This window comes from Sediminicoccus sp. KRV36 (assembly GCF_023243115.1).
Taxonomy (GTDB): Bacteria; Pseudomonadota; Alphaproteobacteria; order Acetobacterales; family Acetobacteraceae; genus Roseococcus.
On the sequence record NZ_CP085081.1, the window covers coordinates 2,961,387 to 2,988,204 of the forward strand.

The 26,818-nt window shown below is 67.2% G+C and carries 24 protein-coding genes; 12 read left to right on the forward strand and 12 right to left on the reverse strand.

Going from position 1 to position 26,818, the window contains the following annotated elements; genetic code table 11:
* Window positions 1-5: 5 nt before the first annotated feature.
* From acsF to bchF, 12 genes are all read right to left on the reverse strand, one after another.
* Complete coding sequence (gene acsF, locus LHU95_RS13905; protein WP_248707560.1) at window positions 6-1,079, reverse strand: magnesium-protoporphyrin IX monomethyl ester (oxidative) cyclase; 1,074 nt, start codon at window positions 1,077-1,079, stop codon at window positions 6-8.
* Window positions 1,076-1,411 (reverse strand): hypothetical protein, encoded by a 336-nt coding sequence (locus LHU95_RS13910; RefSeq protein WP_248707561.1) that lies wholly within the window; start codon window positions 1,409-1,411, stop codon window positions 1,076-1,078. The genes acsF and LHU95_RS13910 overlap by 4 nt, the downstream gene beginning before the upstream one ends.
* Complete coding sequence (gene puhC, locus LHU95_RS13915) at window positions 1,411-1,854, reverse strand: photosynthetic complex assembly protein PuhC (RefSeq protein WP_248707562.1); 444 nt, start codon at window positions 1,852-1,854, stop codon at window positions 1,411-1,413. The genes LHU95_RS13910 and puhC overlap by 1 nt, the downstream gene beginning before the upstream one ends.
* Window positions 1,854-2,504 carry a photosynthetic complex putative assembly protein PuhB gene (gene puhB, locus LHU95_RS13920; protein WP_248707563.1) on the reverse strand — a complete coding sequence of 217 codons (651 nt, stop codon included), beginning with the start codon at window positions 2,502-2,504 and terminating at the stop codon, window positions 1,854-1,856. The genes puhC and puhB overlap by 1 nt, the downstream gene beginning before the upstream one ends.
* Window positions 2,501-3,280 (reverse strand): photosynthetic reaction center subunit H, encoded by a 780-nt coding sequence (gene puhA, locus LHU95_RS13925; protein ID WP_248707564.1) that lies wholly within the window; start codon window positions 3,278-3,280, stop codon window positions 2,501-2,503. The genes puhB and puhA overlap by 4 nt, the downstream gene beginning before the upstream one ends.
* A 20-nt stretch (window positions 3,281-3,300) precedes the next feature.
* Window positions 3,301-4,722 (reverse strand): PucC family protein, encoded by a 1,422-nt coding sequence (locus tag LHU95_RS13930; RefSeq protein ID WP_248707565.1) that lies wholly within the window; start codon window positions 4,720-4,722, stop codon window positions 3,301-3,303.
* Complete coding sequence (gene bchM, locus LHU95_RS13935) at window positions 4,719-5,417, reverse strand: magnesium protoporphyrin IX methyltransferase (RefSeq protein ID WP_248707566.1); 699 nt, start codon at window positions 5,415-5,417, stop codon at window positions 4,719-4,721. Before bchM ends, LHU95_RS13930 begins: the two co-directional genes overlap by 4 nt.
* Entirely contained in the window at window positions 5,417-6,247 is an 831-nt protein-coding gene (bchL, locus tag LHU95_RS13940; protein WP_248711559.1) for a ferredoxin:protochlorophyllide reductase (ATP-dependent) iron-sulfur ATP-binding protein, read from the reverse strand. Before bchL ends, bchM begins: the two co-directional genes overlap by 1 nt.
* 80 nt (window positions 6,248-6,327) lie before the next feature.
* Window positions 6,328-9,885 carry a magnesium chelatase subunit H gene (locus LHU95_RS13945; RefSeq protein WP_248707567.1) on the reverse strand — a complete coding sequence of 1,186 codons (3,558 nt, stop codon included), beginning with the start codon at window positions 9,883-9,885 and terminating at the stop codon, window positions 6,328-6,330.
* 34 nt (window positions 9,886-9,919) lie between these two features.
* The gene (gene bchB / locus LHU95_RS13950; RefSeq protein ID WP_248707568.1) at window positions 9,920-11,485 is read right to left on the reverse strand and encodes a ferredoxin:protochlorophyllide reductase (ATP-dependent) subunit B; all 1,566 of its coding nucleotides are present in this window, start codon (window positions 11,483-11,485) and stop codon (window positions 9,920-9,922) included.
* A 4-nt stretch (window positions 11,486-11,489) separates the two neighbouring features.
* Complete coding sequence (locus tag LHU95_RS13955; protein ID WP_248707569.1) at window positions 11,490-12,818, reverse strand: ferredoxin:protochlorophyllide reductase (ATP-dependent) subunit N; 1,329 nt, start codon at window positions 12,816-12,818, stop codon at window positions 11,490-11,492.
* Complete coding sequence (bchF, locus tag LHU95_RS13960; RefSeq protein ID WP_248711560.1) at window positions 12,815-13,306, reverse strand: 2-vinyl bacteriochlorophyllide hydratase; 492 nt, start codon at window positions 13,304-13,306, stop codon at window positions 12,815-12,817. The genes LHU95_RS13955 and bchF overlap by 4 nt, the downstream gene beginning before the upstream one ends.
* A gap of 338 nt (window positions 13,307-13,644) precedes the next feature.
* Here bchF and LHU95_RS13965 point away from each other — a divergent pair, with 338 nt between their 5' ends.
* From LHU95_RS13965 to LHU95_RS14020, 12 genes are all read left to right on the forward strand, one after another.
* Entirely contained in the window at window positions 13,645-14,424 is a 780-nt protein-coding gene (locus LHU95_RS13965; RefSeq protein ID WP_248707570.1) for a cobalamin B12-binding domain-containing protein, read from the forward strand.
* Between the two features lie 49 nt (window positions 14,425-14,473).
* Complete coding sequence (gene ppsR / locus LHU95_RS13970; protein WP_248707571.1) at window positions 14,474-15,877, forward strand: transcriptional regulator PpsR; 1,404 nt, start codon at window positions 14,474-14,476, stop codon at window positions 15,875-15,877.
* 4 nt (window positions 15,878-15,881) lie between these two features.
* Entirely contained in the window at window positions 15,882-16,769 is an 888-nt protein-coding gene (chlG, locus tag LHU95_RS13975; RefSeq protein WP_248707572.1) for a chlorophyll synthase ChlG, read from the forward strand.
* The gene (locus LHU95_RS13980) at window positions 16,766-18,127 is read left to right on the forward strand and encodes a BCD family MFS transporter (RefSeq protein WP_248707573.1); all 1,362 of its coding nucleotides are present in this window, start codon (window positions 16,766-16,768) and stop codon (window positions 18,125-18,127) included. The genes chlG and LHU95_RS13980 overlap by 4 nt, the downstream gene beginning before the upstream one ends.
* Window positions 18,124-19,305 (forward strand): geranylgeranyl diphosphate reductase, encoded by a 1,182-nt coding sequence (locus LHU95_RS13985; protein WP_248707574.1) that lies wholly within the window; start codon window positions 18,124-18,126, stop codon window positions 19,303-19,305. Before LHU95_RS13980 ends, LHU95_RS13985 begins: the two co-directional genes overlap by 4 nt.
* Window positions 19,305-20,348, forward strand: a complete 1,044-nt coding sequence (hemC, locus tag LHU95_RS13990) for a hydroxymethylbilane synthase (protein ID WP_248707575.1) — start codon at window positions 19,305-19,307, stop codon at window positions 20,346-20,348. Before LHU95_RS13985 ends, hemC begins: the two co-directional genes overlap by 1 nt.
* A 91-nt stretch (window positions 20,349-20,439) precedes the next feature.
* Complete coding sequence (gene crtD / locus LHU95_RS13995) at window positions 20,440-21,924, forward strand: 1-hydroxycarotenoid 3,4-desaturase CrtD (RefSeq protein ID WP_248707576.1); 1,485 nt, start codon at window positions 20,440-20,442, stop codon at window positions 21,922-21,924.
* Between the two features lie 16 nt (window positions 21,925-21,940).
* Window positions 21,941-22,288: an ArsC family reductase gene (locus LHU95_RS14000; RefSeq protein WP_248707577.1), complete on the forward strand. Its 348-nt coding sequence runs from the start codon at window positions 21,941-21,943 to the stop codon at window positions 22,286-22,288.
* Between the two features lie 82 nt (window positions 22,289-22,370).
* Entirely contained in the window at window positions 22,371-23,384 is a 1,014-nt protein-coding gene (locus LHU95_RS14005; RefSeq protein ID WP_248707578.1) for an amino acid ABC transporter substrate-binding protein, read from the forward strand.
* A 68-nt stretch (window positions 23,385-23,452) separates the two neighbouring features.
* Window positions 23,453-23,665, forward strand: coding sequence for a hypothetical protein (locus LHU95_RS14010; RefSeq protein WP_248707579.1), 213 nt, complete (start codon window positions 23,453-23,455; stop codon window positions 23,663-23,665).
* A gap of 60 nt (window positions 23,666-23,725) precedes the next feature.
* On the forward strand, window positions 23,726-25,300 hold the full coding sequence (locus tag LHU95_RS14015; protein WP_248707580.1) for an ABC transporter substrate-binding protein: 1,575 nt from the start codon (window positions 23,726-23,728) through the stop codon (window positions 25,298-25,300).
* A gap of 19 nt (window positions 25,301-25,319) precedes the next feature.
* Entirely contained in the window at window positions 25,320-26,606 is a 1,287-nt protein-coding gene (locus LHU95_RS14020; RefSeq protein WP_248707581.1) for an ArgE/DapE family deacylase, read from the forward strand.
* The last annotated feature ends 212 nt before the right edge of the window (window positions 26,607-26,818 follow it).

The window sequence follows — 26,818 nt, forward strand, 5'->3', positions numbered from 1 at the left end:
TCCTCTTACCAGGCGGGGCTGAGGCGGATCTGCTGCGGCAGTTCCGACTTGCGGCCAGGCAGGAAATACAGGCGGGCGAAGACAGCGCCCGCGGCAAGGCCGAGGCCCAACCGCTTCACGCTGGACAGCACGCCAGGCTTGCGCCGCGTCTCGCCCATCGCGGTGGAAATCGCGAGCATGCGGTCCAGGTTGCGGCGGAAGGCGGGGGTATCCGTCTCCAGCGTCACCGGGAAGACCTGGCGGCAGATTTCGGCGGTGATGCGGAACACTTCCATGTCGTAATCGGTCGGCGTCATGCCGAGCGCCTTGTGGAATTCAGGCCGGGCGTGGTCGCGCACATACATGGTGGCGAAGACCGCGAGCTGGAAGAATTTGCACCACAGCAGGTTCACGCCGCTGGTCAGCTTGGGGTTCGCACGCATCAGCAGCGCGAAGGCCTCACCATGGCGGAACTCGTCGTTGCACCATTCCTTGAACCAATTGAAAATCGGGTGGAAGCGCAATTCCGGATGCCGCTCGAACTGGCGGTAGATGGTGATGTAGCGCGCATAGCCGATCTTCTCGCTCAGATAGGTCGCGTAGAAGATGAATTTCGGCTGGAAGTAGTGATACTTCTTGGCCTTGGTCAGGAAGCCCAGATCCACCCCGACGCCGAGATCCTTCAGGCTGTCATTGATGAAGCCGGCATGCCGCGCCTCATCCCGGCTCATCACCGCGAACAGCTCCTTGATGTCGGGATTCTTGATGCGCTTCTTGATCTCGGCATAGAGCACGCAGCCGGAGAATTCGGCCGTGACGGAACTCACCAGGAAATCGAGCAGTTCCTTTTGCAGCGGCTCCGGCAGGTCGCCCAGGCGGAACTCGTCGAAGACGGCGCTGCGGACGAAGTGGCCCCGGTTCGGGTCCCGGCGGAATTCCGCCATGAGCTCATCCCACTCGCGGCGCACGGAGCTGACGTCGAGCGCGTCCATCGCCGCGAAATCGGTGGTGTAGAAGCGCGGCGAGAGCACGGTATCCGTCGTCGCCATCCGCGTGGTCTCGTTCAACTCGCGAACGGGGTTGGGTTCGATCGGAATCATGCCGTGTACTCCTTCGGCTCAAAACCGCAGTGATAAAGCTCAGTCAATTCAGCAAAGGCGGAAATCTCCGTCCACAGGCGGGTCAGGGGGCCGGCGCGGTAGATGGTGGCCGTCGTTTCATAGGACGTGCTCTGGCCATAGGCGATGCCGGCCGGCGCGGCATTCACCACGACGCGGTCACCAGGGCGCAGCATGATACCTTCAGGAACGGCGTGGGCGTGCAGGCTGTCAAAGCTCTGCTCGATCTCCACCGTGCAGGGAACCGTGATGGTGCGTGGGCCAGTGACACCTTCCCACAAACCAGCCCAAAGGCCAGCAACCACCTTCCTCATCAATCTTCTCCTTGCGCGGTCAGCAACCGCGAAAAGACCCCGGCATTGGTCGCGCCGAAGGCCGTCAGGTCGATCCGGCGTCCCGTCGCCGAATCATCGAGCGTGAGCTGGCCGTCGGACCAGACAGCGAGGCGAAACGGTGCCTCCCTGCCCTGGCCTTCCTGCCGGCGTTCACGCGCCAATGCCCGAATGCTACCACGCACAAAGCCGCCTTCCGCTACCGGAAACCGCGCCAGAACCTGCATATTTTGCGCATCACGGATGACAACGGAGCCATCCGAAGCGTCCTCGAAACGAACCATCCGCTCGGAGGCCGGTTGTTCCGCCCCCCGAACATCGACGGAGCGCGGCTGCCGCCCGCCCACGACGAAAAGCACGCCGCAGATGATGGCAAGGCCGGTCATCATGGGCAGGAAATTGCCGCGATCCGTGATGGTGAACATCAGACGGCCACCGCGCCACGCATGCGCGGCCGCTCGGCCACGATGCCCTCGGGGCGTGGCGCCACCGCCACGGAGGCGCTGGCGGCCAGGGCGCGCGCCAGGGCCTGTGCGGCACCGGAGGTGACCGGCACGGCGCGCAGCATCGGCTCGGCGCGGCCAACGCGCCAGGGGCGCGCATGCGGCCACAGCGCCAGCCAGGCCACCTTGTGGTCGGGCGAGAGCGTGAGGACGATATCCTCCGTGCCATCCGCATGCTGCTTCACCGCGGCCGATTCAATTGCGGAGAAGGGAATGTTGATGGTCATGGGCAGCGCCACCCCAACCCGCAGCACGATGCGCCGGTTGGTGATGGTGTAGAGCGCGGCATGGGACAGGGCCCGCCCGATCGCCACCAGGACGCCCAGGCACAACACCGCGAGGCCGAGGGATGTGGCCGAGGCCAGCGCCGCCTCGCCGAATGTGCCGCCCGAGGTCGCGGCACTCGCGACACTCCAGGCCACCATCAGCGCGAAGTAGATCGCAAGGCCGCGCAGATGCAGGGCGCGGGTGGTCAGCGACCACCAGCGGGGGCTGCCCTGCCAGAGAATGCCCTCGCCTTCCGGCAGCTTCTCCGGCAGGCCGGGGACCGGCTCGATCTCATGCTCCCTCACAGGAAGGGCTCCGAGCGCTCGGGCTTGGCGTAGAGCTGGCCGCCGGCGCAATAGGCCGAGACCATGTCCTCTTCGCGCAGCGTGATCGAATCCCGGTAGCTGAGCGTGGGCGCGTTCATGAAGTGCTTGGCGAGCAGGGTGCGCACCTTCACCACACGGCGATCACCATCCACGCGGATCAGCGGCACGGGGATCATCATCGTCCGCGTCCAGCCGCCCTGGCCGACCGCAACCTCGATGTAGCGGAAGATCATCTCCGACTTGTCGAGCCAGACATCCACGCATTTGCCGGCCACCACGCCATCGGCGTCCAGCACGTCATAGCCGCGCGGGTCGGGGTCCTTGCCGTCCACGTTGAACTCGGGGGCGAGGCGCAGCGGCACGATGGAGGGCGTGCCGTCATCATGCAGCACGGCGGGGTGCATGCCGCGCATCACATAGGCCGCGGGGCCCACGCCATCCACCATGGGATCGCCCGTCGGGATCATCGGCGAGCCGGGCCAGGGGTCCATCGGCACCATGGCGATCTGGCGCTCCACCTCGGGCTTGGGCGCCTGGACCGTCGTGCCATTCGCCAGCAGGAAGGTCTTGGGCTCCGGCATGCCGGGGATGAAGCCGACATTGGTCTGCAAGGGCTTGCCCGGCGTGATGAGCGGATAGCCCTCACGCTTGCTTTCACGGTTCAGGTACAGGACGAGGCCCGCGAAGAATATCCAGAACGAGTAGATCGCGACCGTGGCGTAATCGATGTTGGTCAGATAGGTGCCGGCCTGCATGGCGGACCTCCTTTTTGGCTTCAGGTTGCAGTTTGCGGCTCGGAAAGCCCGAGCGGTGAGGCATAGCGCGATGGAGCGCGGACCAGAGGCCCGATCACCACCAATGTCGCGAAGAGCAGCGCGATTTCGACGAGGTAGACGGCGCAATAGCCCACCGCCGGCCCCGTCAGCACGGGACCGAGCAGGCCGTTGGCGGCCAGCTCAGCCAATGTGTCCCGCAGGAGGCCGCCCGAGGCGATGGCAAGCCCCGCTGCCGTCGCCTGCACCGCACCCCAGCTGCCAAGAGCCAGGCCGACCTTGTCCGTCGGCGCGGCCTGCATGCAGCTCGTCAATGTGCCATGGCCGAACAGGCCAGCGCCAAAGCCGATGACCGCGATGCCGCAGGCGAACAGCCCCGCACTGCCGAAAGGCGCCGCCAGCATGACGCCAGCGAAGCCGAGCGTGCCGAACATGGCGCCAAAGCCCGCGATCCGGTTGGCGTCAGAGCCATCGCCGATCCGCTTGGCCGCCAGCCAGAAACCCAGGATGCCGCCCGAGGCAAAGAGCGCCGTCAGCAGCGTCGTCGTGCCGACCGAGAGGCCGAGGATCTGCCCCCCGTAAGGCTCCAGCAGAATGTCCTGCATGGAGAAGGCATAGGTGCCCAGGCCCGTCGCCAGCAGCCGCCGCCCCCAGGGCCCCGTCGCGCGCAATTCGCGCCAGGCCTCCATGAAGCTCGGCTCCACGACGCGGTCCATGTTGCGGTTCGGAACCCGCGGCTCCTGCTTCCACACGGCGATGAAGTTCAGCACCATGGTGATGGCGGCCGCACCCTGGATCACCTGGATCAGCTTGAGCTGGGTGAAGGGCGTCAGCAGCGCGCCGAAGACGATGGAACTCAGCAGCATCCCCAGCAGGAACATCACCGAGAGCAGCGCCACCACCTTGGCCTGCACCTTGGGCGGCGCAATATCGGTGGCCAGCGCGAGACCGGCCGTCTGCACCATGTGCATGCCCGCACCCACCAGCAGGAAGGAGATGGCGGCCGCCACCTGCCCCGCCCACATCGGGCCCGTGGTATCGCCCGAGAGCAGGATCAGCGCAAAGGGCATCATCGCGAAGCCGCTGAACTGGAAGATGGTGCCGAACCAGATATAGGGCACGCGCCGCCAGCCCAACGCCGAGGCATAATTATCCGAGCGGAAGCCGATCAGCGCGCGCAGCGGCGCGAAGACCAGCGGCAGCGCCACCATCACCGCGACCAGCCCCGCCGGGACCTGCAATTCCACGATCATCACGCGGTTCAGCGTGCCGATCAGCAGCACGGCCGCCATGCCGACGGAAATCTGAAACAGCGAAAGCCGCAACAGTCGCGAGAGCGGCAATTCATCCGTCGCCGCATCGGCGAAGGGCAGCATCGAAGGCGAGAGCTTCATCCACTGCCTGGCGACGCTGAAACCCTTCATGCGCGCACCCATTCATAGGCCTGGCTGGTGTAGAAGCCGCGCTGCACCTTCCTGTGCCGGCCGGCGGTGAAGCCCCGCAGCGCGGGCTCCGCCGCGATCAACCGGCGCAGCTTGGATTCGGCCAGCGGCGCGATGAAGGGTGCCCGGTCGCCGCGCGGAAACAGCCGGCCCACGGTGATCATGGCGCTCAGCATGGGCGAGTTGGGCGCCACGGTGAACAGCATCGAGCGGCGGCAACGCTTCGCCGCACGCGCCAGGGCCGCCACGATGTCGGGCGCGTCGTAATGGATCAGGCTGTCCATCGCGACGATGTGGTCGAATTCGCCATGCTCCTCTCCCAGCATGTCGCCGGCGTGGAATTCAGGCTGCGGGCCGCCAATCTCCAGCGCACGCTCCCGCGCGCAGGCGACGAGTGTGGGCGAGAGGTCCACGGCCACCACTTCGGCCCCGCGCATCGCGGCCTCGCTCGCCAGGGCGCCCGTGCCACAGCCCGCATCCAGGACGCGCAGGCCGGTCATGTCCGCGGGCAGCCAGGAGAGCAGCGTATTGCGCATCTCCTCCCGCCCGGCGCGGACCGTGGCGCGGATGCCACTGACCGGCGCGTCCGAAGTGAGGCGCTGCCAAGCCACAGCGGCCGTCCGGTCGAAATAGGCTTCGAGCTTGCCGCGGCGCTCGGTGTAGCTGGCGTTCTGCATCAGTCGTAGCCCAGCAGATCGAAGATCTCGCGATCCTTCATCGGCTCGGCCGCCAGGGGCTCCACCCCGGCCCAGAGGCTGGCGGCCAGACGCAGATATTCCGCGCGCACCGCCTCCACTTCCGGGCTGTCCGCCATCTCGAACAGCGTACACTTCTTCAGGCGCGAACGCCGGATCACGTCGAGGTCGGGGAAATGCCCGAGCAACTGCATCCCCGTCGCGTCATTGTAGCGCTGGATCTGATCCACATCCTTCGAGCGGTTGGCGATGACGCCACCGATCCGCACGCCGTAATTCTTCGCCTTGGCATGGATGGCGGCCACGATGCGGTTCATCGCGAAGATGCTGTCAAAGTCATTGGCGGCGACGATCAGCCCGCGATCCGCGTGCAGCAAGGGGGCCGCGAAGCCGCCGCACACCACATCGCCCAACACGTCGAAGACCACCACATCCGTGTCCTCCAGCAGATGATGCTCCTTCAGGAGCTTCACCGTCTGGCCCACGACATAGCCGCCGCAGCCCGTGCCCGCTGGCGGCCCGCCGGCCTCCACGCACATGACGCCGCCATAGCCCTCGACCACGAAATCTTCCGCGCGGAGTTCTTCCGCGTGGAAGTCCACACTCTCCAGCACGTCAATGACCGTCGGGATCATCCGCTTGGTGAGGGTGAATGTGCTGTCGTGCTTCGGATCGCAGCCGATCTGCAGCACGCGCTTGCCCAGCTTGGCGAAGGCGGCCGAGAGGTTGGAGCTTGTGGTGCTCTTGCCGATCCCGCCCTTGCCATAGACGGCGAAGACCTTCGCCGTCTCGATCTTCGCCATCTGGTCCATATGGACCTGCACGCTGCCCACGCCGTCGCCCACCTTTTCGGTGTTGGCCCCGCGGATCAATTCCTTGCGCGTCACGATATTCATGCTGCCATCTCCGGGGTGATGCCTTCAAGCCTGTCTTCGAGCTCCTCACCGGCACGGCGCAGCGCTTCAAGCGTTGCTGCATCCGGGGTCCAGTAGGAGCGTTCGGTGGCTTCGATCAGGCGGTTTGCGATCTTGGCGGATGCGGTCGGGTTGAGGTTGGCCAACCGCGCCCGCATTTCTTCATCCAGCATGTAGGTCTGCGCCAGGTGCTGATACACCCAGGGCTGCACCTGGCCGGTGGTGGCGGACCAACCCATGGTGTTGGTCACGTGCTCCTCGATCTGGCGCACGCCCTCATAGCCGTGGCTGAGCATCGCCTCGAACCATTTCGGGTTCAGGGCGCGCGTCCGTGTCTCCAGGCTGACCTGCTCGGCCAGCGAGCGGATGGTGCCGGCCCCCTTGGTCTGGTCGCCGATATAGACCGAAGGCTCCTGCCCACGGACGCGCAGCACGGCGCGGCTCATGCCGCCCAGGCTGTCGAAGTAATGGCTGATGGTGGTGATGCCGCTCTCGACGGAGTCGAGGTTCTGGTAGGTGCATTCCACCGTGCCCAGCACGTCATTCATCACGGCGTCCTGGCGGCGTGGGCGGCCATCGGCGCCATAGGCGAAGCCCTTGCGCTTCACATAGGCCTCGGCCAGTTCATCCTCATCCTGCCAGCCGCCATTATCGACGATCTGGTTGACGTTGGCGCCATAGGTGCCATCCGCATTGCCGAAGATGCGCAGTGCCGCATCCTCGATGCAGCCGCCATTCTTGGCCATGAAGGCCAGGACGTGCTTACGGATGAAATTCATCTCCTGCGGCTCATCCGCCTGGGCGGCAAAGAGCGCCGCCTCCGCCAGCAGCTTGGTCTGCAGGGGCAGCAGGTCGCGGAAGATGCCGGAGAGGCTGATCATCACGTCAATGCGCGGCCGGCCCAGACGCTCCAGCGGCACAAGCTGCGCCCCGCACAGCCGGCCATAGGCGTCATGCCGCGGTTCCGCGCCCATCAACCACAACGCCTGCGCGATGGGACCGCCCTCGGTCTTCAGGTTATCCGTGCCCCACAAAACCATCGCGATGGTCTCGGGCAGCGCCGCGCCATTGGCCGAATGCCGCTCCAGCAGGCGGTCGGCCTGCTGCGCGCCATCCTGGATCGCGAAGGTCGAGGGGATGGCGAAGGGATCAAAGCCATGCAGGTTGCGGCCGGTGGGCAGCACATCCGTGGTGCGCAGCAAATCGCCACCCGGAGCCGGCTTCGTGTAGCCGCCATCCAGCGCATGCAGGATCGCGGGGATTTCATGCTCGGTCGCCAGCAGGTGATCCAGGCGCTCGCGCTCGGCCGGGTCGGTCACGCCGGCTGAATTCAGCATCTCGATGCGCTGCTGCGCGCTCATCGGCTTGCCCAACGCGTGCAGGCCATAGGGGATGAGCGTGTATTCCAGCTCCAGCAATTCGGCCGTCAGCTTCATCATGCGGACTTCGCAGGCCTCAGCCTCCCAGGCGGGCTCGGCCTCGGCCAACTCGACGGCCGCGGCCTGCGCCTGCACCAGCTGCGCCATATTCGCGCGCATCGCGGGATCCGTATCGGGCTCCAGCGCGCGCCAGCGATCCAGGCTGGCCTTGAGGTCCATCAGGCCGCGATAGAGCCCCGCACTCGCCACCGGCGGTGTCAGGTAGCTGATCAGCGTGGCGCCCGCGCGCCGCTTGGCCAGCATGCCCTCGGAGGGGTTGTTGGAGGCGTAGAGGTAGAAATTCGGCAGGTCGCCGATCAGCCGGTCGGGCCAGCATTCGGCCGACATGCCGGCCTGCTTGCCGGGCATGAATTCCAGCGCGCCATGGGTGCCGAAATGCAGCACCGCATCGGCGCGGAAATCTTCCTGCAGCCAGCGATAGAAGGCGGCGAAGGCGTGGGTCGGCGCGAAGCCATGCTCGAACAGCAACCGCATCGGGTCGCCCTCATAGCCGAAGCCCGGCTGGACGCCGACGAAGACATTGCCAAAGCGCTCACCCAGCACATGGATGGAAGCGCCATCGCTCTGCTGGCGGCCTGGTGCGGGGCCCCAGGATTTCTCGATCTCGCCCAGCCAGCGCTGCTTGCGAACGTGATCATCCGTGGTGACACGCGCGCCGACATTGGCGAGCGCGCCGAAGGTCTCACGATTGCCGTTGATGATGTGCTCCCGCAGCGCATCCACCGTTTCCGGCACTTCGATGGTGTAGCCCTCATCGCGCATGCCGAGCATCGTCGCGTGCAGGCTCTCGAACACGGAGAGATAGGCGGCGGTGCCCGTGTTGCCGGCATTGGGCGGGAAGTTGAACAGCACGATGCCGACGCGGCGCTCCGCCCGTGCCTTGCGGCGCAGCATGATCACCTTCGCCACGCGCTGGGCCAGCATGCCGGCGCGCTCGTAATGCGCGACCATGTCACGCCCGCAGGAGACGCCATCGCAGCCCGGGCAGCGATCCGTGGGCGTGGTGGCGCCGCAGCGTCCGCCAAAGGTCATCGGCATGATGGCGCCGTCCAGCTCCGGCAGGGCCACCATCATGGTCGCCTCGACCGGCGTCAGCCCGCGCGGGTCCTTGCGCCATTGGAAGATCGGCTGGAACTCCAGCGGATGCGCACCGATATAGGGGACATCGAGCGCGCCGAGGATGGCCTCGGCCGCGCGCGCATCATTGTAGGCGGGGCCACCCACCAGCGAAAACCCGGTGAGCGAGACCACGGCATCCACCGTCGCCTTGCCGTCCCGCATGAAGAAGCGCTCCACCGCCGGGCGCTGATCCAGGCCGGAGGCGAAGGCGGGCACCACTTCGATGCCGCGCTTCTCGAATTCGGCGATGACGCCGTCATAATGCCCGGCATTGCCGGCCAGCACATAAGAGCGCAGCACCAGCAGGCCAACCCGGCCCTGGGGCTGGGCCACACGCGGCAATGCCGCGACGTCATCCGCGAAATGCCCGGCGATGCGCGGGTGATACAGGCCGATATCCGGATACTCGACCGGCTTGCCAGGCTTGGCGACCGGCGCGTCGGCGTAGCGATGTGCCAGCATCCGCACCAGATTGGCCAGGTTCTCGGAGGAGCCGGCCAGCCAGTATTGCAGGCAGAGCATGTAGGCCCGCACGTCCTGGGCGACACCCGGGATGAAGCGCAGCAGCTTCGGCAGCTCCTTCAGCACCTTCATCTGGCCCGCGCCGGATGATTTCGGGCCCTTGGAGCCGCGCAGCTTCTTGAGCATGCCCAGCACGCCCTTCGCCTCGACCGACATGTCAAAGCGATTGAGGCGCGTGAGCTTCACGACCTCTCCCGCCGACATCATGCCCACCATGGCCGTGCAATGCGGGCGGCGCGCTTCCAGCGCCGGCATCACCATGCGCACATGATCATCGAGGAAGAGCATGGCGGAAATCACGATATCGGCGCGGGCGATATCCGCGTGGCAGGCGGCCAGCGCATGCGCGTCGCTCGCCCACTCATCGGCCGAGTGGACCACGAGGCGAAGCCCCGGCATCTCGGCCGCGAGTTCCGCCTGGGCACGCTCAACCGCAGCACCAAAGTGACCATCCATGGTCACGATGACGAAGTTGAGGGGTTGCCCCCCCTTAGCGGGAGAAGTGTGCTTTTGCGTCATACAGGGTCTCTACCGTGATGGTACGGATGCCGTTCATCTCAGCGAAGCGCTCCGTGTTGCGCTTCGCCTTGCCGCGGACAAAGAAGGGAATTTTCTTCAATTCCTTCTCACCGTCAGCGCTCCAGACCGTCTCGGCCGGAAGCTCCACAGCAAGGCTTGGCACGGCGGAAAGCTCCGCCGGGGCAGGCTCCTGAACCCTCTCGGGGATCGCGGTCGCGGCATGGCCGAGATGCGAGGGAGCAGCCTCATGGTGAAATTCAAAATCTTCGCGGAACATCCCGATGAGATGTTCCTCCAGGCCCATCATCAGCGGATGGACCCAGGTGTCGAACAGGACGTTCGCACCCTCAAATCCCATTTGCGGAGAGTTGCGCGCGGGGAAATCCTGCACATGCACCGGCGCTGAAATCACGGCGCAAGGCACGCCGAGGCGCTTGGCGACATGGCGCTCCATCTGCGTGCCGAGCACGAGTTCGGGCTGGGCGGCGGCGATGGCGGCCTCAACCTCCAGATAGTCATCGGTGATCAGCGCCTCGAGGCCGTGGCGCTTGGCCGCTTCGCGCACATCCCGCGCCTGTTCGCGCGAATAGGTGCCCAGCCCGACCACCTGGAAGCCCAGCTCCTCGGCCGCGACACGCGCTGCCGCCACGGCATGCGTCGCATCGGCGAAGATGAAGACGCGCTTGCCGGTCAGATAGGTGCTGTCCACGCTGCGCGAATACCAGGGCAGGCGCGACGTCTCCTCGGCCAGGAACTCACTGGCATCAATGCCAGCAAGGCCCGCCACCTCCGTGATGAAATCGCGCGTGGCGCCGACGCCGATGGGAATGCAGCGGGTGAATTCCTGGCCGAGATTCCGCTGCATCCAGGACGCCGCCTGGCCCGCGATCTCGGGGTAGAGCACCACGTTGAAATCCGCATCGCCCAGCCGCGCCAGATCCGAAGGGCGCGCGCCCAAGGGGGCGACCACATTCACCTCGACGCCAAGGCGCGCGAGCAGGCCGCGCACCTCCTTGATGTCATCGCGGTGGCGGAAACCAAGGGCGGTCGGCCCCAGGATATTGCAGCGCGGTGCCGCACCCGGCGCGCGCTCCATCTTCACCGCGAAGCGCCGGATCACCTGGTAGAGCGTCTCCGCCGCACCCCAGTTTTCCTTCTTCTGGTAGGCGGGCAATTCCACCGCGATGACGGGAATCGGCAGGCCCGATGTCGCGGCCAGGCCACCCGGATCATCCTGGATCAGCTCCGCCGTGCAGGAAGAGCCCACCAGCATCGCTTCGGGCTGGAACCGCGCATAGGCATCGCGCAGCGAGGTCTTGAACAATTCCGCCGTGTCGCCGCCCAGGTCACGCGCCTGGAAGGTGGTGTAGGTCACGGGCGGGCGGGTATTGCGCCGCTCGATCATGGTGAACAGCAGATCCGCATAGGTATCGCCCTGCGGGGCGTGCAGCACGTAATGCAGGCCTTCCATCGCGGCGGCGATTCGCATCGCGCCGACATGCGGCGGGCCTTCATAGGTCCAGAGGGTGAGTTGCATGGCGTTAGCGTCCGATCGCCGCAGGGCTTTGCCCGGAGGCGTGAATCGGCCGCTCGGCCAAAGGCACCCTCAGCAGGTCGCGCCGCGCGAAGGGACGCGCGAAAAGGCCAGCGAGATCCGCCGCCTGATCGTAGCCCTGCACGGGGGTGAAGACGAGCTCGATGGACCATTTGGTCGTGATGCCCTGCGCCTCCAGCGGATTCGCAAGGCCGAGGCCACACACGACAAGATCAGGCCGTGCCGCGTGGCAGCGATCCAGCTGCTTCTCGACATCCTGGCCTTCGGAGATCAGCGCCGATTCCGGCAGCAGCGGCATTTCCTGCGCGAGGTGCTGACGATGCAGATAGGGCGTGCCGATCTCGATCGCCTGCATGCCGCATTCGCGTGTGAGGAACCGCGCCATCGGCACTTCCAGCTGCGAGTCGGGAAAGAAGAACACGGATTTTCCGGCCAAGCGCGCCCGCGGGGCCGCCAGCGCCTGGCGCGCCCGCGCCTCGCCCGCCGCGGTCACTTCGCGGAAGTGCCCATCACTGATGCCGAACGCCTCGGCCGCGGCACGCAGCCAGAGCGTCGTGCCTTCGGCCCCCAGCGGGAAAACGGCCGGCAGATGCTGTGCGCCGCGAGCTTCCAGGAGGCGCCCCGTCTCGGCGAGAAAAGGCTGCGCCAGCAGGAACTTCGTGCCCGGCCCAACCACCGGCATGCCACCCGCGCGGCGCGAGGGCAGGAAGGCCACGCGCTCGATTCCCATGGCGGCGAAAAGGCGGATGAACTGGTCTTCCACCACATCGGCCAGCGCACCGACGACCAGCAGCTGCGACGCATCGCTCTGCGCCAGTTCCGGCACCAGTGCAGCGAGGCAGGCATCCTCGCCCTGGGTGAAGGTGGTCTCGATTCCCGAGCCCGAATAATTCAGCACGCGCACCCCATTGAAGCGGCGATCCAGCCGCTGCGCCGCGCGGGCCAGATCCAGCTTGATCACCTCGGACGGGCAGGAGCCCACCAGGAACAGAAGCTTGATGTCCGGCCGGCGCTCCAGCAGGCGCGTCACATTGCGGTCCAGCTCTTCCTGCGCGTCAGCCAGGCCCGCGAGGTCACGCTCATCGAGGATGGCGGTGGCGAAACGCGGTTCGGCGAAGATCATGACGCCGGCGGCCGATTGCAGAAGATGCGCGCAGGTGCGGCTGCCGACCACGAGGAAGAAGGCGTCCTGGATCTTGCGATGCATCCAGACGATGCCGGTCAGCCCGCAGAAGACTTCGCGCTGGCCACGCTCACGCAGGATGGGGCGCGAGTCGCAGCCGGCCTCGACGGTACGGTCGAGAGTGACACTCATGCGGTTGCGGCCTGCAGGCGCGCGGCGCGCAGCTTGAGGATGAACTGCGTGGCGTTGATGACGTAGGCGGCATAGGCGGCAAGGGCCAGCCACATCTGGAAATTCGTATCACCCCACCCACTGAACAGCGCGGCCAGATAGCCGGTGTGCAAGGCCAGGACCAGCATGCTGAACACGTCTTCCCAGAAGAAGGCGGGGGCAAAGAGGTACTTGCCGTAAACCTCATGCTCCCAGATGCAGCCGGTGATCATGATCGTGTACAGCAGCAGCGTTTTCAGGACGATGGAGCCCTCGGCCCAGGCCAGGCCCTCGCCACTGCCGAGGTAGCGGATCACCAGGCCCAGGCTGACCATGAAGACCAGGAACTGCACGGGGGCCAGGATGCCCTGCACCAGCGTCCAGGGCGTCGCGTCGCGGCGGGCCTTCTCCTCAACGGTGTAGAGCGGGGCGCGCTGCTGGGCATGCTTGTGCTTGCGGCCCGACGCCATGCCGTAAGGGCAAGAGTCCACCGCGTTGATCAGACGATCGAGAACCGGGTTGGAAAGCATCTTTGGACTACCCCTCCGCTGCGGGAGCGCGATGCCTGGGCTGCTTTTCGGGTCAGAACTTGTCCGAACCACTCGCATCTCCCGGCCGTCTCGGCTCCCTTTGGATATCCGAAGGCTAGGAGAGGCCCCTCCCTGGTGTCAAGCAAGATTGACGTAAAGATCAATTGACAATGTTCGACGCGCCGGACGATGATCCGACCAGACGGGTGTTTGAGGAAGCCGATTACATGATGCAAAGCTCGGTGAGGCACGCGGCCCCAATCACCCGGATCAGAACCATGGAACGACCGCTCGCCAAAGCCATTTATGGCCGTCGCCTCGAGGTCATCTCTCGGCAAATCGAGCGCGCGGTGGGCCAGGAGGTCCTCCCCCTGCTCACCGAATTGCGCCAGGCCGTGGATGTCGGAGAGATCGAGCGCCTGACCGGTTCCGTCAGCCGCGGCGAGAGTGAGGCGCTGGCCACGGTCATCGCCCGCCGCCGTGCGTCTGGCCAATCCTCGGAGACCCTTTGTCTGACTTTGTTGACACTGATCGCCCGCCGCCTGGGCGAATGGTGGGAGGAAGACCGCTGCACCTTCGTCGAGGTGACACTCGGCATGATCATCCTGCACCAGCAGCTGCGCGCGCTGGCCCCGGGCCTGGTTACGGCCAGCACCATCGGTGGTGGGCGCTCCGCCCTGATGATGACCGCCATCGGCAGCCAGCACAGCCTGGGCATCGCCATGGTGGCGGAATTCTTCCGCGCCGGCGGCTGGGCCATCGTGGATGACAGCATTGACAGCATGGAGACGCTGATCGCCCTCGTCTCCTCGCAATGGTTCGGCGTGGTGGCGATCTCCGCCGGTTCCTCGGAGAACCTGCCGGGCCTGGCCGGGCAGATCGCCGCGATCCGCAAGCATTCCCGCAACCCCGAGGTGGCTGTCATGCTGGGCGGGCCGGCCTTGCTGGCGCATCCCGAAATCGCGGCCGCCGCCGGCGCCGATGCCACCGCGTCCGACGCGGCCGAGGCGCTGAGCCGGGCCGAAGCCCTGGTGGCGCTCATGGCTGGCGCGCGATGAGCCGCGCGAACCCGCTTTCAACCCTGACCCCGTAAGGATCGCACATCGCGTGTTGGGATTTGGCACCCCGGGCCAGTCGCTTGGAGACATGGATGCGGAAGCCGCATCGCGCCTGATTGCCGCCGCCGCCGACGCGACGCTGGTGATTGATGGTGAAGGTGTGATCCGCGACATGGCCTTCGGCAATGCCGACCTTGCCGCCGCATTGGGTGGGCGCAAGGCGTGGGTGGGCCGTGTCCTCTCCGATTCCGTGGCCGAGGACAGCCGCGGCAAGGTGCATGACATGCTGACCGGCGCCGCCGCACAGGAGATGCCGCGCTGGCGTCACCTGAATCTGCGCGGCCTGGACGGCCTCAGCCTGCCGCTGCTGTGCGCGGCCAATCACGTCACGGGGTCTGACCGCAGCATCGTTTTCGCGCGGGATCTGCGGCTGCTCGCCTCCCTGCAGCAACGCCTGGTCGAGGCGCAGCAGGCTATGGAGCGGGAATATGGCCGCCTGCGCCAGGCCGAGACACGCTACCGCCTGCTATTCCAGATGTCGGGCGAGCCCGTTCTGGTGCTGGATGCCGCCAATCTGCGCGTGCTGGAGGCCAATCTGGCGGCTGATCGCCTGTTCGGCGCCGAGCCCAGCTTCCTCGACGCCTTCGCCACCGAGGAGCGGCCGCGAATCGAGGCCCTGCTCGCGGCCGTCCGCGCCGCCGGCACGGCGGAAGAGCGCCGCGTCACCCTCGCCGACTCGGCGCGGGAGGTGCTGCTCTCCGCCTCGTTGCTGCGGCATGAGCGCAGCTCGCTCTTTCTGGTCCGCCTCGCTTTCATGGGCGCTGAGCGCCAGCCGCTCGCCGCGCCGCAGGCCAGCACCCGTCTGGCCGATTTCGTCGAGAGCACGCCCGATGCCTTCGTGCTGATCAGCGCCGATGGGCGGATCATCACCGCCAATCCGGCCTTCCTTGAACTCGCCGAATTGCCGAATGAGGCGCAGGCGCGCGGCGAGGAACTCTCCCGCTTCCTGGGCCGCCAATCCATCGAGCTCGATGTGCTGCTGGCCCAGGTGCGCGGCCGCGGCCCGGTGCGCATGTTCCGCACCATCCTGCGCGGCGACCAGGGTTCGCAGGCAGATGTCGAAGTCTCGGCCGTCTCGGTGCTGGATGGCGGGCAGACCTGCTTTGGCTTCACCATCCGCGATATCGGCACCCGCCCCGCCAGCAACACGGATACGGGCCCCGCCCTGCCGCCGGCCGGCCAGCTCACCGACCTCGTCGGCCGGGTGCCGCTCAAGGAGCTGGTCCGCGAAGCGACCGACGTGATCGAAAAGCTGGCCATCGAGGCGGCCCTCGATCTCACCGGCAACAACCGCGCCTCGGCGGCCGAGATGCTCGGCCTCTCCCGCCAGTCGCTCTACGTGAAGCTGCGGCGCTATGGCATCGGCGAAGCCGATGCGGATGAGGAGGTATAGCCGCATGTCCGGTACCACCCTCACCCGTCCGGACTGGTCCGCCGTGCTGGAATTGTTCAAGCCGGTCACCTGGTTCCCGCCGGTCTGGGCGTTTCTCTGCGGCGTCGTCGCCTCGGGTGCGCCGATGCAGGGGCGCTGGGGCTATGCGGCACTCGGCCTCTTGCTGGCCGGGCCCATGGTCTGCGCCACCAGCCAGGCGGTGAATGACTGGTTCGACCGCCATGTGGACGCCATCAACGAGCCCAACCGCCCGATTCCCTCGGGCCGGATTCCCGGCCGCATGGGCCTGCACATCGCGATCTTCTGGAGCGGCGTTTCGCTGCTGATCGGCGCCACGCTCGGCCTTTGGGGCTTTGCCGCCACAGTGGTCGCGCTGCTCCTCGCCTGGGCCTATTCGGCCCCGCCGCTGCGGCTGAAGCTGAATGGCTGGTACGGCAACCTCGCCTGCGGCCTGAGCTACGAGTCGCTGCCCTGGATCACCGCCGCCGCCGTGATCTCGGGCGGGGCGCCGGCCATGCCGGTGGTCATCCTGGCGCTGCTCTATGGCCTGGGTGCCCACGGCATCATGACGCTGAATGATTTCAAATCCATCGAAGGCGATACCCGCACCGGCGTGCGCAGCCTGCCCGTGCAGCTGGGCGCCGAGCGCGCGGCGCTGGTGGCCTGCTGGGTCATGGCGATCCCGCAGGTGGCGGTGATCGGCCTGCTCTTCGTGTGGGGCGAGCCGATCTACGCGCTGGTCATCGTCGCCCTTCTGGGCGGCCAGGTCGCCGCCATGGTGAAGATGCTGCGGGACCCGAAGAAGCTGGCGCCCTGGTACAATGCAACCGGCATCGGCATGTATGTGCTGGGCATGCTGGCATCCGCCATCGCGGTGCGGGGGATGGCATGAACGCCCTCGGCGCCGCCCATTCACGCCTCCAGGCCACGGCCCCCCGGCAATCGGCGGCGGGTCTGTCCTGGATCAGCATCATCCGGCTGGGCCTCGTGCAGACGGCGCTGGGTGCGATCATCGTGCTGACCACCTCCACGCTGAACCGCGTGATGGTGGTGGAATACGCGCTGCCGGCGATGCTGCCGGGCGTGCTGGTCGCCATTCACCACGCCGTGCAGATGCTGCGCCCGCGCCTCGGTTATGGCAGCGACATGGGGGCGCGCCGCACGCCCTGGATCATCGGCGGCATGGCGGTCCTGGCCATTGGTGGCGTCACCGCCGCGAGTGCGGTGGCGCTGATGAGCCTTTCGCTCGGCTGGGGTGTGGCGCTGGCGGCGCTGGGATTCTTCCTGGTGGGCCTGGGCGTGGGTGCGGCCGGAACGTCGCTGCTGGCCATGCTGGCCTCCATGGTCGAGGCCGAGCGCCGGGCACCGGCCGCGACCATCCTCTGGGTGATGATGATCATGGGCTTCGCCGTGACGGCGGGCGTGGCCGGCAAGCTGCTGGACCCCTTCTCGCCCATGCGGCTCATCGCCGTCACCGCCGGTGTCTCTCTCTTTGCCTTCCTGCTGGCCTGCCTCGCCCTGATCGGGCTGGAGCGCGGCGCGCGGGCCCCCGTGGCGCATGAGGGTCCGCGCCCGGAGTTTTCCGCAGTGCTGCGGGAAGTCTGGGCTGATCCGGCGGCGCGGCGCTTCACCATCTTCGTCTTCATCTCGATGCTGGCCTACAGCGCGGCCGACCTGGTGCTGGAGCCCTTCGCGGGTGAGGTGTTCGGCCGCAGCATCGGTCAATCCACCGCCCTGGCCGGCATGCAGAATGGCGGCACCCTGGTCGGCATGATCATCATGGCGATCTTCGGCTCCGGCCTGTTCGGCGCGCGCCTCGCCTCGCTGCGCGGCTGGATGTTCATGGGCTGCCTCGCTTCCGCCGCCGCCCTGGTGGCGCTGGCGATGGCGGCGGAGCTGCAGGCTGCGGTCTCGCTGGAGACACTTTACGTGCTGCTCGGCCTCGCGAATGGCGCCTTCGCCGCAGCGGCCATCGCCTCGATGATGCAATTGGCCGGGGCCGCGCGCACCGGCACCCGCATGGGCCTCTGGGGTGCGGCCCAGGCCATTGCCTTCGCGCTGGGCGGCTTCGGCGGGACGGTCGTCTGCGACCTGGCGCGCTGGATGCTCGGCAGCGCCGAGCACGCCTATGCGGCGGTCTTCCTCGGTGAGGCCGCGTTGTTTGTTGTTTCGGCACTGATTGCCACCCGGCTTGCCGTATCCCGGCTGCCCAATCTCCGCATGTCCCCAATGAAGGAGGCCATTTCGTGATCCAAGAGACTTATGATGTGCTGGTGGTCGGCGGGGGCCCCTCGGGCGCCACGGCCGCGCATGACCTGGCCCGTGCGGGCAAGCGCGTGGCGATGCTGGACCGTGCGGGCCGCATCAAGCCCTGTGGCGGCGCCATTCCGCCCCGCGCCATCCGTGATTTCGCCATCCCCGATCACCTGATCGTGGCGCGCATCAACAATGCGCAGATCGTCTCGCCCAAGCGCCGCCGCGTGGATATGCCGGTCGAGAATGGCGGCTATGTCGGCATGGTGGATCGCTGCGAATTCGACGAGTGGCTGCGCGAGCGCGCGGCCCTGGCCGGCGCCGAATGGATCAAGGGCACCTCGCATGATCTGGAGCGCGATGCCGATGGTACCGCCGTCATCACCTACGCGCCCAAGGGCGAGGACGGGATGCGGCGGATCCGCGCGAAGATGGTGATCATCGCCAATGGCGCGCGCAGCGAATTGGCCCTGCAGGCCATCCCCGGGCAGGGCCATCCGAAATGCGTCTTCGCCTATCACGAGATCGTGAAGATCCCCGAGACCGGCTTCGACAGCCAGCGCTGCGACGTCATCTATGATGGCCGCACCTCGCCCGATTTCTATGCCTGGATCTTTCCGCATGGCGATACGGCCAGCATCGGGACGGGCAGCGCCAGGAAGGGCTTTTCGCTGCGCGGCGCCACGGCGGCCGTGCGTGAGGAGAACGGCCTGGCCCATGTGGAGACGCTGCGCCGCGAGGGCGCGCCCATTCCCATGAAACCCTTGAAGAAGTGGGATAACGGCCGAGATGTCGTCCTCGCCGGTGACAGCGCCGGCGTGGTCGCCCCTGCCTCTGGCGAGGGCATCTACTACGCCATGCTGGGCGGGCGCCTGGCGGCCGAGGCGGTGCAGATCGCCCTGGCCACCCAGGACCCCGCCGCCCTCAAGAGCGCGCGCAAGCGCTTCATGAAGGATCACGGCAAGGTCTTCATGGTCCTCGGGATCATGCAGTTCTTTTGGTACCGCAATGACTGGGTGCGGGAGCGCTTTGTGAAGATGTGCATGGACAAGGATGTCCAGCGCCTGACGTGGGAATCCTACATGAACAAGGAATTGGTCCGGAAGGACCCACTGGCGCACGTCAAGATCTTCTTCAAGGACATGGCCCACCTCCTCGGCCTGGCGCGCGCATAATGGACCTCGCTCACCCCCACCACGCCCGGGCCCGCGCCAAGCGCCATCATGGCCCCACCCTGCCCATGAAGGTCGGCACGCGCGGCTCGCCGCTCGCGCTGTATCAGACGCGGCATTTCCTCGACCTGATCCGCGCGGTCTGCCCGCTGCTGCGCGAGGTCGAAGCCTTCGAGGAGCATGAGATCAGCACCGCGGGGGACCGCGTGCAGGACCGCCGCCTGGCCGAGATCGGCGGCAAGGGCCTGTTTGCCAAGGAAATCCATGAAGCGCTGCTGGATGGCCGCGTGGATTTCGCGGTGCATTCGCTGAAGGATCTGGAGACGGAGCTGCCGCCCGGCGTGCTGCTCGCCTGCACCCTGCGCCGCGAAGACCCGCGCGACGCCATCGTGCTCGGCGATGCCTGCCATCGCCAGGCCTTCCGCGATCCGCGCGGCTTCACCAGCGCCGCCCATCACGCCAATGCGGACCCTTTCGCGGCCCTGCCGAAGGGCGCCCTGATCGGCACCGCCTCGGTCCGCCGCCAGGCGCAGCTGCTGCATGCGCGGCCCGATCTGCGCTGCGAGGTGATCCGCGGCAATGTGCAGACCCGCCTCTCCCGCGTCTCAACCGGGGAATTTGACGCCTCGCTGCTGGCGCTGGCCGGGCTGAAGCGCCTGGGGCTGGAGCATCATGCGGGTGTGGTGATCAGCCCCGATGACATGGTGCCCGCCGCCTGCCAGGGCATCATTGGCGTCACTGTCCGCGCCGATGATGTGGAGCTGCATGAATTGCTCTCCGCCATCTGCGACCCCTGCTCGCGCCCGGTCAGCCTGTGTGAGCGCGCCTTCCTGGGCGCGCTGGACGGCTCCTGCCGGACGCCGATCGGTGGCCATGCGACGCTGCTGGAAGATGGGCAGATCCGCCTGACGGGCCTGATCGCCCGTGCCGATGGCAGCTTCGTTCTGCGCCGGACCATCACGGGCGATGCCTGCGATGCCGAGCGCGTCGGGCGGGAACTGGGCGAGGAAATGCTGGTGGATTCGCCCGCGGATGTGTTCGCCTGAAGCACGCCTTCGGCATGGTCTTGCCTGATGCGCGCTCCCCATGTCGCCCGGCCCTGCCAGGCTTTGCCCGGCACGCCCCCGGCGTGACCGCATGACGAAGCGCGTCCTGATCATCGGGGCGGGCATCGCCGGCCTTACCGCGGCCGCGATGCTGGCCGCGCGCGGCTGTGACGTGACCGTGCTGGAGCGCCAGGCCGCACCCGGCGGCAAGATGCGCCATCTGGCCATCGGCGATGCGCGGATTGATGGCGGCCCCACCGTCTTCACCATGCGCTGGGTGTTTGACGAGATTTTCGCCGCCTGCGGCACAAGCCTGGCCGAGCACCTGACCTTGCAGCCCGTCGAGGTCCTGGCCCGCCACGCCTGGGATGGCGCGCCCCGTCGGCTCGATCTTTTCGCCGATATCCAGCGTTCAGCCGATGCCATCGGCGCCTTTGCCGGCCCGGCCGAGGCGCGGGGCTACCTCGCTTTCGTCGCACGCGCGAAAAAGACCTTCGCCGCGCTGGAGGCGCCCTTCATCCGGGATTCCCGGCCTTCACCCATGGCGCTGGTCGGGCGCGCGGGGCTGGGGGGCATGGGCAGGCTGCTGGCCACCTCGCCCTTCACCACGCTGTGGAACGCGCTGGGCGAGCATTTCCAGGACCCAAGGCTGCGCCAGCTCTTCGGCCGCTATGCCACCTATGTCGGCTCCTCGCCCTTCCTGGCACCCGCAACACTCATGCTCATCGCCCATGTCGAGCAGGAAGGGGTCTGGCTGGTCGAAGGCGGCATGCATCGTGTGGCCCGCGCCTTCGAGGCCTTGGCCACGGCCAAGGGTGCGCGCTTCCGCTACCAGGCCGATGTGACGGAAATCCTGGTAAGGAACGGCCGCGCCGCCGGGGTTCGCCTGGCCGATGGCGAGGTGTTCGAGGCCGGCTGCATCATCTCCAATGGCGATGTGGCGGCGCTGGGCGCCGGCCGCTTCGGTGCGGCTGCAGCGGGTGCCGTGGCCGCCATGCCGCGGGCGCGCCGCTCGCTCTCCGCCGTTACCTGGGCGATGCATGCGCGGACGGAGGGGTTTCCGCTGGTGCGGCACAATGTCTTCTTCTCCAAGGATTACGCGCGTGAATTCGATGAACTCACGCAGCAGGGCCGGCTGCCCAGCACGCCCACCGTCTATGTCTGCGCGCAGGATCGCGGCGATGACGACACGGCGCTGGATGGGCCAGAGCGCCTGCTCTGCCTGATCAATGCGCCGGCCCGGGGCGATTACCGCCCCCTGCCCGCCTCCGCCCTGGCCGAGGCCGAAGCCGCCACCTTCGCCCTCCTGGCGCGCAGCGGCCTCAGCATCGCGCGCAACGCCGAGGCCGAAATCCTCACCACGCCAACCGGCTTTGACGCGCTGTTCCCGGCCACGGGCGGGGCGCTCTACGGCCAGGCGGTGCACGGCTGGTCGGCCACCTTCGCGCGGCCCGGCACGCAAACCAAGCTGCCGGGCCTGCTGGTGGCGAGCGGCAGCGCGCATCCGGGTGCCGGTGTGCCCATGGCCGCCCTCTCGGGCCGCCTCGCGGCACTCAAGGTCCTGCAGAACCCCTGACGCGATCGGACGGACCATGCCCCTCACCCTCCACGGCATCAAGAATTGCGACACGATGAAGAAGGCGCGCGCCTGGCTGGATGCGAAGGGCCTCGCCTACGTCTTCCATGACTACAAGACCCAAGGCATCGCGCCCGCAACCCTCAGCGCCTGGGTGGCGGAGCTGGGCTGGGAGGTGCTGCTGAACCGCGCCGGCACGACCTTCCGCAAACTGCCCGAGGCCGAAAAGCAGGGGCTGACCGAAGCGCGCGCCATCGCGCTGATGCTGGCGCAACCCTCCATGATCAAGCGCCCGGTGCTCGATCTCGGCCCGCGCCGCCTCGTGGGGTTCAGCCCGGAGAGCTACGCCAAGGCGCTGGGCTGATTTACGCATGAAGCGGTCGTAACCGCGCGATCCGCCGCTTCCCCGCTAGCCTTGCGCCACACCCCTTCCGGAGAGCCGCCCCGTGAAATTCCTCGCAGCCCTCGTCGCCGGCGCCGCATGTCTGGCCAGCCTGGCGCAGGCGCAGCCGGCCCCGGACACCATCGCCGTGATCCGCGCACGCGGGCATCTCATTTGCGGGGTGACGGTGAATTCGGTCGGCTTCGCCAATCCCGATAGCCGCGGGATCATGCGCGGCATGGATGCCGATATCTGCCGGGCCGTCGCCGCCGTGGTGCTCGGCGATGCGGAGAAGGTCCGCTTCGTGCCCAATACCGCCGTGCAGCGCTTCCCCATGCTGCAATCGGGCGAGCTTGATCTGCTGGTGCGCAACACGACCTGGACACTGGGGCGCGAGGCGTCGCTCGGCCTCGCTTTCGCCGGCATCAATTTCTATGACGGCCAGGGCTTCATCGTGAAGCGCGACTCCGGCATCACCTCCGCCCGGCAGCTGGAGGGCGCCACCATCTGCGTGGCCCCCGGCACGACGACGGAACTCAACCTCACCGACTATTTCCGCACCAACCGCATGCGCTTCCAGCCGGTGGTGATCGAGGGCATCGAGGAAATCCGCGCGGCCTTCCTGGCCGGCCGCTGCGATGCCTACACCAATGACGCGACCGCCCTGGCCACCTTCCGCCACGCCCAGGGCGCCAATGCCGAACGCTACATGGTGCTGCCCGAGCGCATCAGCCGCGAGCCGCTGGGCCCCGTGGTGCGCAAGGGCGACTGGAAATGGTTCGACCTGGTGCGATGGACGCTGTTTGCCATGATCAACGCCGAGGAGCTCGGCATCAGCCAGGCCAATCTCGCCAGCTTCGCGCAATCCACCAATCCCGATGTGCAGCGCCTGCTGGGCCGCACGGGCGATCTGGGCCGGGCGCTCGGCGTGGACAATGAATGGGCGATGCGCATCATCCGCGATGTCGGCAATTACGGCGATATCTTCGAGCGCAACATCGCCCCCCTGGGCATCCCGCGCGGCCTGAACGACATCTGGACGCGAGGCGGGCTGCACTACGCGCCCCCCATCCGGTAACACGCCATGGTTGGCGCGCCCGCGGCGCCACGATAGGCTGGCCTCCTGCTTCGAGGAGACACGCAAACATGCAGGACAGTCAGGCGCCCATGCGCAAAGAGGTTTCAGGCCGCGGCAAATTCCTGGCCTTTGGCATCATCGGCATCGGGCTCATCATCTCGATCTTCATCGAGAAATTCGGCGCGCCGGAATCCATCCGCAATATTCCCTATATCCTGCTGGGTGCGCTGGTGCTGGCCATCGCCATCCCCATGGCCTTCTACCGCAAACCCGTACGGTAGAGCTTGACGCTGGCCTCCCGGGCCGGAAGATGAACATCGCTTCATCCCGAGGAGAGCCCCATGCTGCGTCCCGCCCTGCTGGCCACCGCCCTGCTTGCGGCCGCCTTGCCCGCCCCGGGGGGCGCCAAGGCGCAGCGCACGCTCACCGTGGGCATGGCCGGCATCCCCACGGGGCTGGACCCGCATTACCATTCCTCCAACAACAACAACGCGCAGCTGCGGCAGATCTTCAACCCGCTGATTGATCTGGACACGCAAAGCCGCATCTTCCCCGTGCTGGCCGAAAGCTGGCGCAATGTGGATGACCTCACCTGGGAATTCCGCCTGCGTGAAGGCGTGCGCTTCCATGACGGCACGCCCTTCGAGGCGGAGGATGTCGCCTTCTCCTTCGCGCGCGTGCCGCAGGTGCCCAATTCGCCCGGCCCCTTCACGCCGATGGTCCGCACCGTGGCCGAGGTGCAGATCGTGGATGCGCGCACCGTGCGCTTCATCACGCGCGAGCCGACACCCTTCTTCGACCGCGACATCACCGCGATCTTCATGCTCTCCCGCCGCATCCATGCGAATGCGACGCTGGGCGATTTCAACCAGGGCCGCGCGCTGATCGGCACCGGCGCCTATCGCCATGTCAGCTATGCCCAGGGCGAGCGGCATGAATTCACCCGCAACCCGGATTTCTGGGGCCCCCGCCCGCCGTGGGACCGCGTGATCACCCGCTACATGACCAATAACGGCGCGCGCGTCGCCGCCCTCCTGGCCGGCGATGTGGATCTGATTGACGCCGTGCCGGTGCAGGATGTGCAGCGCCTGTCGAATGATCCGCGCCTGGCCGTCTTCACGACGGACAGCATCACCACCTCCTACCTCATGCCCGATACGGTGCGGGACCAGGCGCCCTTCATCACCGACAAGCAGGGCAATCCCCTGCCCCGCAACCCGCTGCGCGATCTGCGCGTGCGCCAGGCCATCTCGCTCTCCATCCCGCGCGAGGCGATCGTGACGCGGCTGCTGGTGGGCCAGGGGCGCGCCGCCGAGCAATTCGCCGCGCCCTCCCTGCCCGACCGCGCGCCAGGCCTGCCGCCCATCCCGACCGACCTCGTCCGCGCCCGCGCCCTGATGGCCGAGGCGGGCTATCCGGAGGGGTTCCGCATGACCATCCATGGCCCCAACGGCTTCATCCCGAGTGACGCGGACATTCTCCAGGCCATCGCGCAGGGGCTTACGCGCATCGGCATCGAAACTCGGGTGGAGGTGCTGCCGCCGGCCAATTTCTTCACCCGCGCCACGGCCCGCGAATTCGGCATGTTCATGACCACCTTCACCACCTCGACCGCCGCCAACATGCTCCGCCAGGTGGTGACCACGCGCGATCCGGTGAGCGGTGTCGGCCCCTTCAACCGCCAGCATTATTCCAACCCGGCGGTGGATGTACCGCTGATCGAGGCGCTGCGCACCATGAACGCCGAGCGGCGCAATCTGCTCACCGCACAGGCGATGCGGGCCGCCACGGATGATCTCGGCGTGATTCCCGTGCATTATCTCCGTGTCAGTTGGGCAGCGCAGCGCGCCCGCGTGCGTTATGATGCAAGCCCAATCTGGTACACCAACGCTTTGCTGGCCTCGCCCGCGGAGTGATGCATCCGAGGTTCAAGCCATGCCCGACAAAACCACTCTCGCCCAGCTGACCGAAGCCGTCGAACGTGGCTTCGATGAACAGGTGCGCTTCCTCGCGGATATCGTGCGCCATCCCTCGCTGCGCGGCAGGGAGGCGCCGCTGCAGGACCACATGGCCCGCTGGTTCAATGCGCGCGGTTATAGCGTGGACCGCTTCTCGCTGGCCGATGTCCCGCTGGCCGAGCACCCCAAGGCCAGCCCCATGGTGGATGTGGACCCCGCCGGCTCCTGGCAGGTGGTGGCCTCCCGGCGCAGCGCCGCCCCTTCCGGCCGCAGCCTGATCATCCAGGGCCATATCGACGTGGTGCCCGAAGGCCCGGCCGAGATGTGGAGCTTCCCCCCCTATGGCGGCACAGTGAAGGATGGCTGGCTCTACGGGCGCGGCGCCAATGACATGAAGGCCGGCGTCGCGGCCATGTGCTTTGCCATGGAAGCCTTGCGCACGGCGGGCTACACCCCCGGCGCCGATGTCCATCTGCAGACCGTGACCGAGGAGGAGAGCACCGGCAACGGCGCGCTGGCCACCCTGCTGCGCGGCTATCGTGCCGATGCCTGCCTGATCCCCGAGCCGACCGGCGGCACCATCACCCGCGCCCATACGGGCACGATGTGGTTCCGCCTGAAGGTGCGCGGCGTGCCCGTCCATGTCGCCGTGGCGCAATCGGGCAGCAATGCCATCATGAGCGCCTATCACCTGATCCTGGCCCTCCAGGAGCATACCAAGGCCTTGAACGAGGTGGCGAAAACCCACCCCTGGTATGCCCAGATCCAGGACCCGATCAAATTCAACCCCGGCATCATCAAGGGTGGCGACTGGGCCAGCTCCACCCCCGCCTGGTGCGAGGTGGATTGCCGCATCGGCCTGCTGCCCGGCCAGGATGTGGCCGAATGCCAGCGCGCGGTGGAACAGGCCGTGGCGGCGGCGGCGCGCAGCGACCTCTTTCTCTCCAACAATCCGCCCGAGGTGCAATGGCACGGCTTCCTGGCCGATGGCTTCGTGCTGGAGCCGGGCAGCGAGGCGGAGCAGATCCTGGGCGAGGCCCATCGCGCGGCCTTTGGCGGCGAAATGCCCGCCCGCATCACCACCGCGGTGAATGATACGCGCTTCTACGGCCTCTATTTCGACATGCCCGCCCTCTGCTACGGCCCGAAGGGCGAGAACAACCACGGCTTTGACGAGCGCACCAACCTCGAACACCTCAAGACCACCACGCTCGCCATGGCCTGCTTCATCGCCGATTGGTGCGGCTTGCAGCCCCTGGAGTGAGGGGCGGGCCGGCCGCCTGGCCGTGCCCGGCATGGCCTTCGGCGTGATCAGCCCGATCTGATGGCTGCGGGCGGGGGCGGGCGATTGCGCCACCCCTGCCATGGGCGAGTCGCCGGAGCCCGGGGGCCCAGCCTGTGGATTCGGGGGATAGTTTTGGCCCCGGCGCGATCTGCGCTTCCCCCACCTTCCTGTGGCTGGCATGACACAGTTCC